Source organism: Mucilaginibacter sp. Mucisp73 (assembly GCF_059491465.1).
Genome location: NZ_CP168507.1, coordinates 3,221,632 through 3,236,012 on the forward strand (window position 1 = coordinate 3,221,632; position 14,381 = coordinate 3,236,012).

General features: G+C 44.4%; 10 protein-coding genes. 6 read left to right on the plus strand and 4 right to left on the minus strand.

The window, feature by feature from the left end:
- Nucleotides 1-2 precede the first annotated feature (2 nt).
- The 6 genes from ACEN82_RS13460 to ACEN82_RS13485 all read left to right on the plus strand — a co-directional run bounded on the left by ACEN82_RS13460 (nucleotide 3) and on the right by ACEN82_RS13485 (nucleotide 6,846).
- Nucleotides 3-1,685 (plus strand): glycoside hydrolase family 26 protein, encoded by a 1,683-nt coding sequence (locus tag ACEN82_RS13460; protein ID WP_413317484.1) that lies wholly within the window; start codon nucleotides 3-5, stop codon nucleotides 1,683-1,685.
- A gap of 122 nt (nucleotides 1,686-1,807) precedes the next feature.
- Nucleotides 1,808-2,758, plus strand: a complete 951-nt coding sequence (locus ACEN82_RS13465) for a manganese catalase family protein (protein WP_413317486.1) — start codon at nucleotides 1,808-1,810, stop codon at nucleotides 2,756-2,758.
- Between the two features lie 295 nt (nucleotides 2,759-3,053).
- On the plus strand, nucleotides 3,054-3,908 hold the full coding sequence (locus ACEN82_RS13470; RefSeq protein ID WP_354482402.1) for an SDR family oxidoreductase: 855 nt from the start codon (nucleotides 3,054-3,056) through the stop codon (nucleotides 3,906-3,908).
- 113 nt (nucleotides 3,909-4,021) lie between these two features.
- Complete coding sequence (locus ACEN82_RS13475) at nucleotides 4,022-4,273, plus strand: hypothetical protein (RefSeq protein ID WP_413317488.1); 252 nt, start codon at nucleotides 4,022-4,024, stop codon at nucleotides 4,271-4,273.
- 119 nt (nucleotides 4,274-4,392) lie between these two features.
- The gene (locus ACEN82_RS13480; protein WP_413317490.1) at nucleotides 4,393-6,321 is read left to right on the plus strand and encodes a PAS domain-containing sensor histidine kinase; all 1,929 of its coding nucleotides are present in this window, start codon (nucleotides 4,393-4,395) and stop codon (nucleotides 6,319-6,321) included.
- 186 nt (nucleotides 6,322-6,507) lie between these two features.
- Nucleotides 6,508-6,846 (plus strand): hypothetical protein, encoded by a 339-nt coding sequence (locus tag ACEN82_RS13485; RefSeq protein WP_413317492.1) that lies wholly within the window; start codon nucleotides 6,508-6,510, stop codon nucleotides 6,844-6,846.
- 109 nt (nucleotides 6,847-6,955) lie between these two features.
- Here the strand turns inward: ACEN82_RS13485 and ACEN82_RS13490 are convergent, their stop codons facing one another.
- Genes ACEN82_RS13490 through ACEN82_RS13505 form a run of 4 tightly spaced genes read right to left on the minus strand, consistent with a single transcriptional unit; the run spans nucleotide 6,956 to nucleotide 14,381 of the window.
- Nucleotides 6,956-8,563: an arylsulfatase gene (locus tag ACEN82_RS13490; RefSeq protein ID WP_413317494.1), complete on the minus strand. Its 1,608-nt coding sequence runs from the start codon at nucleotides 8,561-8,563 to the stop codon at nucleotides 6,956-6,958.
- A gap of 19 nt (nucleotides 8,564-8,582) precedes the next feature.
- Nucleotides 8,583-11,051 (minus strand): glycoside hydrolase family 31 protein, encoded by a 2,469-nt coding sequence (locus ACEN82_RS13495; protein WP_090525151.1) that lies wholly within the window; start codon nucleotides 11,049-11,051, stop codon nucleotides 8,583-8,585.
- A complete protein-coding gene (locus tag ACEN82_RS13500; protein ID WP_090525149.1) occupies nucleotides 11,051-12,196 on the minus strand; it encodes a glycoside hydrolase family 88/105 protein in 1,146 nt (381 codons plus the stop codon). Before ACEN82_RS13500 ends, ACEN82_RS13495 begins: the two co-directional genes overlap by 1 nt.
- A gap of 43 nt (nucleotides 12,197-12,239) precedes the next feature.
- Nucleotides 12,240-14,381 carry a hypothetical protein gene (locus ACEN82_RS13505; protein ID WP_413317496.1) on the minus strand — a complete coding sequence of 714 codons (2,142 nt, stop codon included), beginning with the start codon at nucleotides 14,379-14,381 and terminating at the stop codon, nucleotides 12,240-12,242.

Below are 14,381 nucleotides of genomic sequence, written 5' to 3' on the forward strand. Positions count from 1 at the left end.
CAATGAAAAAAAAGTCAGCAAAGATTTATTTGGCAATCAGTTTAGGTATAATCTTCGTTATATCCTTTTGGGGAATTAAACTTTTTCGCAGTGATTATTTTACAAATGACTACTACCGCAGCAACGAACAGGTGGTTGGCATATTTAACCGCAGGAATTTAAGTGATACTTTACCGGCCAAACCCATTATTTGTTACACGGCAGTGTTTAAAAATACAGCTATAAGATCAAGCCGGGGCAATGTTGAAACAGCTTTGGCTAACAATGATGTATTAATTACCGTGGAAACCTGGCTTAAAGGCGTAAATTATCAAAACAACGTTTTAACTGAAGTGCTTAACGGCGTTTTTGATAAGCAGATCCATGAACTGGCTGTTTTGGCGGCAAAAAGTCACCATCAGGTTTTTTTCCGCTGGAACCCTGACATGGAAGTACCGGCCAGTGTATTTCCCTGGCAATATAAATCGCCTAAAGACTATATTACTTCATTTAATTATTTTTCAAAAAAAATTAAAATGATTGCCCCAAAGGCACAAATCATCTGGGGGCCCTCAGGTTATCCCGGCGATACCGAATACTGGCCCGGAAATAAGACCGTTGATTATGTAAGTATAACCCTTGGAAGCAAATCAGAAGATAGCACTAACTTTTATCCAAAAGACAGTACGGTTTCTGATATGTTAAAACATAAGCTTCATCGCTTAAGGTTTATAGACAAACCTGTATTGATCATTGATAATGCCGGAAAAACACCTTTTAAATACAGTTGGCTAAACGAACAAAAAGACTACTTTATAAAATACCGGAATACCGTATACAGTGCCGACAACTACGCGGATAGTGCCGCTAAAAAGCCGGTAAGGACCTCGCTCAAGATTGGGGTATTTGATCCAAATAAAAAACTGCTCAATCAACCGAGAATTAGTGTAGAACATCTTTTTACAGATTGGGGCGAAGTTGAAAGAGGCGATTTTGAGAAAAAATTCTCAGAGGTCATTAGCCGTCACCATGATGTTATTGTAACCATGGAACCATGGCGTGACACCAGTGGAATACCGGATACTGCTGTTACGGAAAGTATTTTAAACGGCCGTTATAATAAGCAGATCAAAAAATTATTTAGTATAATTTCTGCCACACAGAATATCGTTTATCTCAGATGGATGCATGAAATGGAGATCCCTATCCACCGGTACAAGTGGCAAAGTCAGGATCCGGTTAACTACATCAATGCCTTCAGATATTTTATGCAGTTTGACGGAGGGCCGGGCAAAAATGTCAGAAAGGTTTGGGGGCCTGCCGGCGACCGGGGCTCGGCGGATTTTTGGCCCGGAAGCGATGTAGTAGATTATATCAGTATAGCCATTTACGGTTTGCCGGATAAAAACATTACTGACCAGGATAAGCAGGAAGCCTTCAGCACCATATTTAACCGAAAATATTTTCGGATGAGGTTTCTTGATAAGCCTTTGTTCATAACCGAATTCGGTGTAAAGGGATCAGAAAGCTTTCAGGACAAATGGCTTGCCGATGCCGCTGAAACAATAAATGCGAACCCTCATATTTTTGGTGTTTGCTACTTTAATTTATATGACAACCCCAAGGCCTGGGGGGATATTAAAGCCCCTAACTGGAGCATTACCCCGCAGTCGATGCTCAAATTTTGCAGTTTATTGAAACAGTAGCCCTATTAACTCTTTATAAAATAGATAAATGTAATTTTCATATTAAATAAATTTATTAAATTATAAAACATTAAACACTACCCACGGTTGTATCATAACACTATCTACCAAAATCAAATGTTATGTTTCACCATGTAAAAGAACTACAATTTAACGCGCGCGTATCGCGCCCCGACCCACAGTTTGCCAATTTATTACTGGAGCAATTTGGCGGAGAAAACGGCGAACTGGCCGCAGCCATGCAATACTTCACCCAGGCCTTTGGTGCCAAGGTGCCATACCCCGACAAGTATGATATGCTGATGGATATCGCCACGGAGGAATTCAGTCACCTTGAAATTGTGGGCGCCACTATTCAAATGCTCCTCAAAGGCGTTAATGGCGAGCTCAAGAATGCTGCCGACAGTTCCGAGATCATGCAGGTTTTGAATGGTAAAGCTGCCAAAGAAGATATTATTCACCAGGCAGTATTCGCCAATCCGCAGTTTGGCGTTATTACGGGCGGCGGTGTTACGCCCCGCAACAGCCAGGGCATACCATGGTGTGCGAGTTATATCCATTCAAATGGCGATCTGACCGTCGATCTTCGCAGTAACCTTGCCTCAGAGTCACGCGCCAAGCTGGTTTATGAACACCTGATGAAGTTTACCAATGATCCTTACATTCACGAAACACTGTCTTTCCTGATGACCCGTGAAGTGGCGCATTACAAGATGTTCGAAGCGGCTTTAAACGATATCCAGCCAAACTTTCCACCAGGGGTACTGGCAGCCGATCCACGCTTTACCCAGCAGTATTTCAATATGTCTAATGGTGCCGACGTTTACGGCCCGTGGAACGAAGGCGAAATGCCCGATTTGGAAAAAGAATTCATTTACATAGCTGACCCGGTAAAGCACGTCAGGGAAACACAGGGCCTCACCCAACTGGAAGACGATAAGGCGAGGGAACTTAAACAGGCCGAAAAGCTGAACAAGCAAATGAGCCAGGAAAAAAGCACCGAAGTAAAGGACTCTGAGCCCGAAGGCGTGGCGCAATGGAGTACTTATCCTGATAATAATAACAGGGCCTGAAATACTTAAAAAAAATACTACCGGCCGTCATCTTATTGATGACGGCTTTTACTAAACAGTTGCTCAAGCAATTTAATGCAGCTGGCTTCCCCCCTTTTCGAGAGCTTTACATCGATCGGTTTTTAAAGAAAGTTTATTAGATCTGCACTCCCGTGCTTACACAAAATTTTCCATTTTTTTAAATATTATAAACATTTAAGAAAAAAAATCATTATTTAATTAAACAACTTCCAATAAGAGTCGGCGTTCCGCTTTATTTAGTCAACTCAACAACAACACTTTTTTTAAAGAATCTATGATAACCAAAGAACAAACACCGCAAAAACAGGACAGGCAGCCAGGCATTGAAGCAAAGATGCATCCGGCTCCGGAATACATTAAAGACAACTATAAAGCTGCCGGCAAATTGCAGGGAAAAATAGCCCTGATTACCGGAGGCGACAGTGGTATTGGCCGCGCGGTAAGTGTACATTTTGCGCAGGAAGGTGCCAATGTGGCCATTGTTTACCTGGATGAGGATGAAGATGCCAAAATAACAAAGGACCTGGTTGAATTAACAGGTCAGCAATGCCTGCTCATTAAAGGAGACGTAAAAGACCCCGCCTTTTGCAAACACGCGGTACAACAAACTATAAAAGAATTTGGCAAGCTGAATATCCTGGTGAATAATGCAGGTATGCAGTTTCCGCAAAAAGACGTTAGGGCGATTGACCCCGGGCAACTGGATGTTACCTTCCGCACCAATATATTTGCCTATTTTTATTTTGCAGAAGCTGCATTAGATCATATGCATGCAGGCGATTGCATTATCAATACCACCTCGGTAACGGCCTATCGCTCTTCGCCTTCGCTTATTGATTACTCATCAACCAAAGGCGCTATCACCACGTTTACGCGATCACTGGCTACCAACCTGACAGAAAAAGGGATCCGCGTTAACGCCGTAGCGCCCGGACCCGTCTGGACACCGCTTATTGTATCCACCTTCGACGAAGAAAAGATCAAAAAGTTTGGCAGTGAAACGGCTATGAAACGTGCCGGACAGCCTTCTGAGCTTGGACCCGCCTATGTTTTCCTGGCTTCAGACGACTCTTCCTTTATTACAGGCCAGGTAATCCATGTGAACGGCGGCGAAGTAGTAAACGGATAAGGTAGGTTAAAAGTAAATCCAGGCGGCGTCATCAGTTATCTTATTCCGGGCATACAAGCCTGTTTAGCGGTAAAAGACAATCACCCTTTTTTAAAAGTTATAATAGCATCACCATGAAAACAACAAATCTAATTATTGCGGTCGCCTTGTTGCTCTACGTCAGCACCGGCTGTAATCCTGCCGATCGAAATAGAAAAATAGGCGGCTCTGCCGATAGCAGCAGTGTAAACAGGGGCGGCGGGCCATCCATCTCCGACACAAGCACCATAAACAGTACAAGGAAACAACACCTGCAAGATTCCTTAGCCGGAGATACCACATCGAAAGGCAATGTGCCGCCGAGCGGCCAGCTGCCTAAAAAATAAGGCGCTTTCGGTAAAGCTCCCCCGCATTCAATACCTATTGCCTGTAAATTAAATATTTTTTAATCTCCTTAATTTGTATTTAACTTATATTTATCCATAAGAAATTACCTATTATTTATATGCAGATCGCCGGCGAGGAAGATTTATATTCGATCATGCTCCACGCACCTGTGGGCATTTGTATACTTCATGCGGAAAGTATGACCATTGAAACAGCTAATATTCATTTGTTAAAGCTGATCAATAAACAGGCTGAAGACCTGGCAGGGAAATCTTACCGGGAAATCTTTACCCTTGCAAAACCCGGTGATGAGTCGGCACTGAAAATAGCAGTAGAAGGCAGGCAGCACCAGGATGATAAAGGAACGATGATACAAATGCTTAATGAGAAGAAAGAGATTGTACCCGTTACCTTTGTTTATAAGCCCGTAAAGAACAACAAGGGCGAGGTTACCCGCATAGCCATATGGATATTAGAAAACACCAAACAGGCGCTGGATGAGGAACTGGCAGCCATCAACGAAGAGTTGGCCGCTACCAATGAAGAGTATGCTGCTGCCAACGAAGAGCTGGCAGCTGCCAACGAAGAATTGGCTACAACCAACGAGGAGCTGCTGAAAACCCAGGAAAATCTCCGGCGGAGTGAAAAACTTTTCCGCTCCATTGCACTGAACATTCCAGGTTCGCTGATCCTCGTCGTTGACCGGAACCACCGGTATATGGCTATTGAAGGCGACATTATGGAAAGGATGGGTTATGACCGGCGCGATTATGAAGGCAAGCATCCGTCAGAGATTTCGCCCGAACGCTACGAAGCCTCCAGGCATTTATATGAAAGGGTTTTGTCCGGCGAAAAGTTTTCTATAGAGCGAAAGGCAGAAACGGGAGAATTTTATCTTATTCATTTTGTGCCGCTTAAAAATGACGACAACATTGTAGAATCTGGGCTTATCATAACCCTGGATATTACCGAGATCAAACAGGCCGAAGAAAAAAGCGCAAAGCTTGCCGCGATCGTCGAAACTTCGGATGACGCCATTGTAAGCAAAACGCTGGGCAGTGTGGTCACCAGTTGGAATGCCGCGGCCGAACGAATGTTTGGCTACACAGCAGAGGAAATGATAGGGCAAACAATTTACAAGATCATTCCCGAAGACCGGCAAAACGAGGAACCGCACATTCTTTCCAGGTTAAACACTGGCGAAAGAGTTGATCACTTTGAAACCAGGAGACTAACCAAAGATGGGCGGTTACTGGATGTTTCGCTAACCATCTCTCCCATTATGGATAAGCAAGGGAAAATAATCGGCCTATCCAAGATCGCACGCGATATCACCGATAAAAAACAGGAGGAACAACGCAAAAATGACTTTATCGGTATGGTGAGCCATGAACTGAAAACGCCGCTGACCTCATTAGCTGCCATTATACAGGTTGCGCAAAAGAAATTAGCGCAGAGTGACGATCAATTCCTTTCAGATGCGATGGAGAAGGCAAACCAGCAAGCCAGGCGGATGGCTACTATGATAAACAGTTTCCTTAATATTTCGCGTCTCGAAGCCGGTAAATTATTAATTGAGAAGCAGCCGTTCGATCTGGGGCAATTACTGCAGGAAATACTGGAGGAAACCCGGCTAACCGTAACGAGCCATATTTTCAGCCTTAAAGAATGTAGCAACCTCACGGTTAATGCCGATCGGGATAAGATCATTTCCGTTATTTCCAACCTCATCAGTAATGCCGTAAAATACTCGCCCAAAGGCCGCCAGATCGATATCAGTTGTAAACTCAATGGCAATATGGTAATAGTGAGTGTAAAAGATGAAGGCATGGGCATAAAGCCCGAGGATCTCGGCTATATTTTCGACCGGTATTACCGCGTTGAAACCAATCATACACGCCATATTTCCGGTTTCGGGATCGGCCTTTATCTCAGTGCCGAAATTATTAAACGGCATGGCGGTGAAATCTGGGCTGAAAGTGAATTGGATAAGGGATCAACTTTTTATTTTTCGCTTCCCCGGGCTGAATCACCCGATAACTTGTAAGTCTCGACCTGTCCAACTCCATCCCCATTCCACCAGTGTATTAACGCCAGAACCGGCACCTCATCAATTTCGGTAAGCGGGTCGATTCACAAAAGATTATTCAAATGCAGAAAAATAAGGCTTGCATAAATAAAGTTTATAATTTAACTTTGAATAACAAAGTACTTTTAAGCATAAATATAAGCCATGACAGAAACGAGACAATTTACAACAAGATCTTTTTTTACCGATGCTTTGGGAAAGCGTATGTTAACAGGCGCAGGTATCGGTTTATTGATGATCAGCTTTTTTGTGATCAGTGCCGGTAAGGGCAACCCTGCCTGGAATGAGTACTGGCGGGTGAAACCCCTGCTGTTAACTCCTTTTTTAGGTGCGTTGATTGGCGCCTGCTACGATTTAACAGAGCCGCTTCGCCACCTTGACGGTTGGCTCGGGCGATTGTTCCTTGTGCTGAGTTTTGTGGGTTATTTCATCGGCCTTTGGATGGCCCTTGTATTGGGCCTTAACGGCACTATGTGGAACTGACCTGAAACATTGGCATTGGTAAAAGGTGGAAGCTGAATGCACAAAGCTTAAAAGCTAATTTATAGCTGCTGTAGTGTTGCTGCATAAGCAAATGATTAATATTATTTAATCATTCACCTTTTGCTTTTGCTAATTTATCAAACTCCACCACACCTGCCCTGGTGGTCCATAGCTTGTACATTGCTTCAAGCTCAGCTACCTTTTGAGGATATTTGGCGCTAAGGTCGTTTAATTCGGAGCGGTCGGTGCTGATATTGTAAAGCTCCCATTTATTTTCGGGGCGTTGTGATACCAGTTTCCAGTCGCCCTGCCTTACAGCACGATTGCCCTCGTGTTCAAAAAACAGCCCGTTATGTCCTTTCCAATTTTGGCCCCTGAATACGGGGACAAGACTTATACCCTCTGTAGGTGTAATGTTATTGCCATGATAAACTTTAGGATAAGTTGCACCAGCCAGATCAAGACAGGTAGCCATCAAATCTATAATGTGGGCAGGCTTATTGACTATAGAACCCGGCTTAATCACATCGGGGTAATAAGCTATAAAAGGGGTAGCTGTCCCCCCTTCATATTCCCAGTGTTTAAATAAGCGGAAAGGTGTGTCGCTTACATTGGCCCCCAATGACCCGTACGATGTAAAAGAAGTTGGGTCACTTGCAGGCTTACTGTTTGCAGCCAGCACCTCGGGGGTAAAACCCGGCCCCGAGATAGTTTCATTACTGGCGCCATTATCTGACAAGAACATGATCACCGTATTTTTATCCTCACCCAGCTCTTTAAGTTTTTTCCTGATGAGGCCTATATTCTGATCCATCCGGTCGACCATTGCAGCATATACAGCCATTTTGGTATCAAACTGCTCTTTTTCTTCCTGAGTAAGGCTATCCCATTCCGGTACGCTCTTATCCCTTGGCGAAAGTTTTTCATCCTTAGCGATGATCCCCAATTGCTTTTGACGTTCGAGCCGCTCCTGCCTGAGCTTATCCCAACCTTTCAGGTATTTGCCTTTGTATTTAGCAATATCTTGGGGCAGTGCCTGAATTGGCCAGTGCGGACTGGTAAAAGCCATATACAGGAAAAATGGCTTGCCCGTGCCTTTATTACCTTCAATAAACTTAAGGGCATAATCAGCATAGGCATTAGTTGAATACCAGTTTGGCCCTGGTGTGTATTCCTTATCGTCTAACGCAATGGTAAGTTTTTGATTAGGGCGATAAGGCATTGTTGGATTAAAATAACTGCTTGCCCCATCTATTAAACCAAAATAATGATCAAACCCGCGTTTAACCGGCCAGCGCGAGAGGTCTGTACCCACATGCCATTTGCCTGCCATCAGCGTATTATAGCCGCCATCTTTAAGCGCTTCGGCTATGGTTACGCAGTTTTGGTTCAGGTAGCCCTGATAAGCAGGCACATCCCGGTGGTTTACCATATCACCTACCCCAGCCTGGTGCTGATAAAGCCCGGTGAGTAACGATGCCCGGGTTGGGCAACAGCGCGACGCATTGTAAAACTGGGTCATGCGCAAACCGCCTTTGGCCATCGCATCAAGATTGGGCGTTTGGGTTTCAGAGCCGAAACAGCCAATATCCGAGTAGCCCATATCATCGGCCAAAATAATAATGATATTTGGTCGCTTAGCCGGTTGCTTATGCTGGGCAAATATTGGACTGCTTGCTACTGCAAAAAGAAAGATGGTTTGAAGGAACTTTTTCATAGGAGACGATTATCGCAATCTATTTAAAATTAAGGGTAATATCATCCCTGTTACTATGGGATGTTTTTATCCAAAGCAAATGATTGATTTTATCATAATACCAGCCAGCTGTTTTGTCTAATGCGTCAACATTATCAGCCGCTTTCAATGTTTCATTATTTTCTATTATTGAAGATGGAGCGCTATCATAGGCCCAATGTATTTTTGTCAAATAAGTATGCAGCGCCGGGGCAAAGTTACCTACGGGCTTTTTAATTTGTAGTTGCCCGCCACCGGCAGTATTGGCTACAGCAATTTGGGTGATTGCCTTATCTCCCTGCTGATATTTTAAACTGATGCCATCATCTTCATAAAGCTTAAACTCAGATGCCTGGCCTAAAAACACGTCCAGCGTAATTATATCTACCAGTTTTTCATCCATGTATTTCATGGCCGGCTGCATTGGGATAATACTTCCTGCTTTTACAAAAATGGGTAGATGATCTGGAGGGGTCAGGATATGGATATATTGCTTTCCGGTATATTTTATGCCCGTCCAATAATCAAACCAAATCCCCTTTGGTAAGTAAACAGTACGTGTTTGCGCGCCCTTTACAGTTACCGGGCAAACCATCAAATTATCACCAAACAGGTATTGATCGGCTACATTATAGGTATTGGGATCGTCCTGGTATTCCAGCACCAAAGCACGCATGAGTGGCATACCGGTTTGATATTGTGTATATGCGTTACTGTAGATATAGGGGATCAGCCTGTAACGGAGATCGTCGTATTTTTTAAAGTTGGCTAAAGCTTCGGCCCCATAGTTCCAGGGCTCTTTATAACCCGGATGGTCCATGCCAAAAACCATAGCCACCGGGCTGAACATGCCAAACTGTACCCAACGCATGTACAACTCAGGATCGGCCGCATGTTCAAAACCGCCCATGCAATGTGCCCAATATCCAACGCCCGACATGCCAATATTTAATCCGGCTTTTATAACCGGCGCAAAGTATTGCCATTCGCTTGGCCAGTCGCCTGCAAAAATGAACGGGTAACGCTGGATGCCGGAATAACCTTCGCGCGTTTGGTTTAAACCACGAATGCCATTGTATTGCTGAAATTTCAAATATGGTGCTTTAGCATATGCAATAGGGAATACATTATGAAGTTGTGCCACTTCTCTACCAGTAGGGCCGACTTTTTCACTTTCATTGGCTAATGAACCAAAGGCACTGCCTTCATCCGTTTTCAGGAATTTAGCACCAATGGAGGCAACTTTCATAACGCCATTATCCCACCACCAGTTTGCAGCCTGCTGATCAAAAAAATTTACAAACTCGCCGGGCTTACCATTTTCCGGGTACGTAAAACCTTTGGCCCGTGCCTGGTCAAGCAGATTCAGGTTGTTGGCATTATCAAACCTCGGGCGAATATGCAGCCCCACCATTTTAAAATTCATGGCATACAGGCTATCAAACATGGCCTTGGGATCTTTAAATGTTTCGCGCCATTCAAAGGTTGTAGCTCCCTTACCCCCCTTTTTACCAAACAGGCGCCAGGTTGAATCAAGGAAAAGGATATCAACCGGGATACCCATCTCGCGCATTTTACGGGCCAGTTCTATTACATACCTATCCGAAGTAAGTTCCTCATGGCCCCAGGTGCCGCCGCTATAAGTGCCCATGTGCAAACCGAATGCAAACCTCGGCAACAAAGGCGATTTACCTGTAATGCTTAAATAACTGTTTAAAATTACCGGGAACGTTGGACCGTAAATAAAGTAATAATCCAGTTCGCCATCATTTGCTTTAAAGCTGTATTCATCATCAGTTTTGCTACCCATATCCCATTCGGTAGCCGATGAATTGTGCAGATATATGCCATATCCCTTGGTGCTCATAAAAAATGGCACAGGGCAATAATTGGCCTCGTTGATGTTATAGGCACCAAGCAAGTTGTTTTTGCTTTTGCCCCTACCTACATTGAGCTTTACCAGTTTGTTACGCTGGTCGGTAAAATCCATACGCTCACCAAAGCCAAAGAAATGCTCATCGGGTAACAAGTCTTTGGTACACATCACGGTATCGCCGATGTGATGCAAACCGCCATTTTTTTTACTATCAGGCACATACTCCGATGACAACATCACGCCCTTACTATCAGCCACATTGATTATAAACGGTGATTTAAGTACCGTAATAATCAAGGCCGATGTTTGGATTATGTATGCCGATTTAGCATCAGTTATTTTATAATCAACAGCGGGCCATGTGTAGTTTTCCTGCATTAAATGCTCATCCGGCGCAAATTTGCGGCTCCAGCTGGCCCTTACCCGAAACATGGATGCGGAGCATAACTCAATTTTAACATCGCCGTTGGCATTATTGAACAACAAGGTATTGCCATCCTTTTTATATCCGGATTTATTGCTGCCAATACCCGTTTGCGCAAAGGCAGCCACCCCGATTAAAACAAAAGCTAAAAACAAGAGTATCGTTTTCATTACTTGCTCAATTTATAAACTTCGCTGCCGGCCAGCAGGAAACATCCCAAACCATAATCTTCAAAATCGGGCACATTATTGTACCCTACCGGCTGTCCGTCTTTTGGCTCTTTACCTGTTCCCTGTACAAAGCCAAGCATACCATCCGGATGCAGGCACTCTTTGACCATGGCATTCCATGCTTTAAAAACTATTGGCAAATAGGTTTTCTTTTTCAAGATGCCATGATTGATCCCCCAGGCCATGCCGTAAGTAAATAAAGCCGTGCCCGATAGTTCCTTCCCGCCAAAATTGGTCGAATCTTTCAGGCTTACGTTCCAGTAGCCATCAGCACGTTGCAAGGGAACCAAAGCCTCAATCATTTCTTTATATACCGATAAATACTCCTTGCGGTGAGGTGCGTTTTTAGGCATAACTTCTAACACGCGCAGCATGGCAGCCACTACCCAACCATTCCCACGCGACCAGTAGCAATCCGCTCCGTTAGGTTCTTTGTATGGTGGTACAAAGTCTTTATCACGCCACCAAAGGTGATCGGCAGTGTTATACAATCCTTTGCCACCGTGAACGGTTTTAGAGTAATTGTAGATGTCGAACATCTTTTCATAATACTTATTGTCGTTATACACCGCGCCAAGCCTGGCATATACCGGCATAGCCATTTGCAGCGCATCTATCCAGTTCCAGTCGTCCTTTTTTTCGCTGTTTACCATCTGGTCGATGCTTTGCTTTATTTTTTCAATCCGTTCGGGCTTTTTATCTATCAGGTAAAGATCAATATAGGTTTGCCCGCAGCATTGATTATCGGCATTACGGGTATCAACAGCCCCGCGGGGGCTCCACTGATGTTTTTCGCCCCAATCAACCGCATAATCATAGTATTTTTTTTGAGGATCGATTTTATACATCGCCATCAGCCCTTCGTAATAAACAGCCCTCGTCCACAAATTACTGGTACGGGTTACATTTTTTACGGTAACAGATGCTCCCGGATCGGGCCATTTCTGCATAAAATAATTATTGGCCAGGGTCATACCGGCCAACACCTCTGTTTTTGCAGGCTGTTGGGCATATGCACTACCTATTATACCCATAACAGCGCATGTGCTTAATACCGTTTTTATTGTAAGCAATAATTTATTCATATCGTAGATTTTATATATCCATTCTAAAAAGACACGTTAAACATTAAGGCATTTTCCTGAGCCCTTCCCACCTTACTTTCCACTTCCCATTCTTTGGGAAACCGGGATTTACAGTGGTTGAGCCATCCCAGCCGGCACACATCATGGCTACAGCGGCCAGTAAACCACCGTTGCCAGGCAGATACATGCGTAATCGCCCGTCCTGATAATTGTGGCCGTTGGCTAAGTAAGTATTGGTTTTTATGGGTATAAACAAAGCATCGACAGCTTTATCAGGCATATTTAAACGGGCTGCTGTCATGGCAGTCATCGGGAAATCCCAGCCCCAGGTATCCTTCCAATCCCATACATCCCAAACCAGGTTGAAAGTTTTCTTCATTACCACAGTATCCAGTTTATCATTATACGGCAGCATACCGTAGGCAGCTAATACTGCCGGGTGGTCTGTTTTTAATTTAGGATTAGTATAGGCATCGGGCGAGCTTTCAGCAGCGAGGTAAACGCCATCCTTTTGAGGCAACCGGGCCAATTTATCCAGGATTTGGGCATACTTTTTATCCGGCTGCAAGCCCAGGCGTTTGCGCCATTGCTGGGCGGTATTTAAAGCCCAGCGCCAGTATTGCAACTCATAGGTTGGATTATATGTTTCTTCGGGCTTGTAACGTTCCTGCGCCAGGATAATTCCTTTGCCTAAATTATACCGGTCATGCTCCTTATCATAAGTGGGAAACGAGGCCATAAAATCTGCATCGGCCAGTACAAGGTCTTTATATTTGTCGAGGGTTTCCTTATTTGGGTGGGCGCGGTAGTCCAGCTCAGCAAAATAAATAAAATGAGGCTGCTGCCAAATGAGGAATGCCCCTACCGATGACGGGCTTTCGTTACCATCCGGGTCGGTCATTTTTTGCCAGCGGATGCCATCATATCCTTGTCTTTTGGCAATAGCACGGGCATTAGCTTTTACATGATGATACCAGCCCAAGCTATTTTCGAGCAGTTGCTCCCTGCCCCAAAGCGCAAAATGGATCCCGTGCCACCAATGCATTTCAAGGTGGGGCTTACCATACCAGCTATTATATATTAAACCGGTTTCCTGCGGGGGCTGATGACCAGAACATTGTATTTTGGTAAGATATTGAGACAGTATTACCCTGCGTTCCAGTTCTTTTGCCCGGGGATCGGTACTACCACTTAAATCAACCGCGCCGCCGCTTTGCCAAAAGGCCTTCCATTGCTGTATGCTGTTGGCTTGTGTTTGGGCAAAACCGGGTAAAGCCGCAGTTGATTTCTTTGAATTAAACGAACAGGTAAACGTCAGTTCAGCGGCTTTATCCAGAGGTGTTAACACAAACTGATGGGCAGCAGCATGCTTAACCGAAGCTACACCGTTCCAGGCAAGGCGAACAAAATATTGGCTGGTATCCAAACGATGAATAATAGTTGCCTGCCTAACCCCGGAACCAACAATAGCCGAATAATGCTTTTGCGGATTTTTCCAATTGTCGCCATAATCGGCAAACTGATTGGAGGGGAAAGGAAAACGCAGCCTTACTTTAAGCCTGCCCTGCGCTAACAATGGCGATTGGACTTTCACCGCTACCAGGTCCTGATCCTGGTGCGCGTAGGTTTGAACTTTTACGGGCTCACCATCAAATGTAAAAGAGCTGCTAATAGCGCCCGTCCATAAATCAAGTTCCTGCCGGATATTTTGGATCTCGGTTATCTGTGCCTCGCTTCCATCCTTATGCAATAACAGGAAACCAAGGTTACCTAATTGCAGGCGATGTACATTTTCCCTAAACCAGTTAGCAGCATTCCTGTTACGGCCGGGCTGGTTCCATTGTACCGAGTAGCTTACGTTGCGGCCATTGAGCATATAGGTTTTTAATGTTTCGTCAAACTTGTAGCCTGCAGTATCTTTAAAGCTGTGCCAGCCCCATTCAGATTGTGTGCCTAAGGGAATACCTTTATCATAATGCTCAGGAAAAGTTTGCAGACCTGTAGCATCAACCGTAAAAGCAAAACGACCGTTACCTACAGATAGTGACGATAGCGTGTCGGTGCCATTATTTATTACATTGTGCCTTTGCACCAAAGCCTTACGGTCTATTTTATTCTGCGCCCTCAATAAAACCGGCCAAACAACAGCAAATAATGCAAAATATACGGGCAGTATTTTTTTCAT

Coding starts and splice junctions, on each gene's coding strand:
- ACEN82_RS13485 (WP_413317492.1), top strand. CDS start 6,508: ATGACAGAAACGAGACAATTTACAACAAGATCTTTTTTTACCGATGCT.
- ACEN82_RS13505 (WP_413317496.1), bottom strand. CDS start 14,381: ATGAAAAAAATACTGCCCGTATATTTTGCATTATTTGCTGTTGTTTGG.
- ACEN82_RS13480 (WP_413317490.1), top strand. CDS start 4,393: ATGCAGATCGCCGGCGAGGAAGATTTATATTCGATCATGCTCCACGCA.
- ACEN82_RS13460 (WP_413317484.1), top strand. CDS start 3: ATGAAAAAAAAGTCAGCAAAGATTTATTTGGCAATCAGTTTAGGTATA.
- ACEN82_RS13470 (WP_354482402.1), top strand. CDS start 3,054: ATGATAACCAAAGAACAAACACCGCAAAAACAGGACAGGCAGCCAGGC.
- ACEN82_RS13465 (WP_413317486.1), top strand. CDS start 1,808: ATGTTTCACCATGTAAAAGAACTACAATTTAACGCGCGCGTATCGCGC.
- ACEN82_RS13475 (WP_413317488.1), top strand. CDS start 4,022: ATGAAAACAACAAATCTAATTATTGCGGTCGCCTTGTTGCTCTACGTC.
- ACEN82_RS13495 (WP_090525151.1), bottom strand. CDS start 11,051: ATGAAAACGATACTCTTGTTTTTAGCTTTTGTTTTAATCGGGGTGGCT.
- ACEN82_RS13500 (WP_090525149.1), bottom strand. CDS start 12,196: ATGAATAAATTATTGCTTACAATAAAAACGGTATTAAGCACATGCGCT.
- ACEN82_RS13490 (WP_413317494.1), bottom strand. CDS start 8,563: ATGAAAAAGTTCCTTCAAACCATCTTTCTTTTTGCAGTAGCAAGCAGT.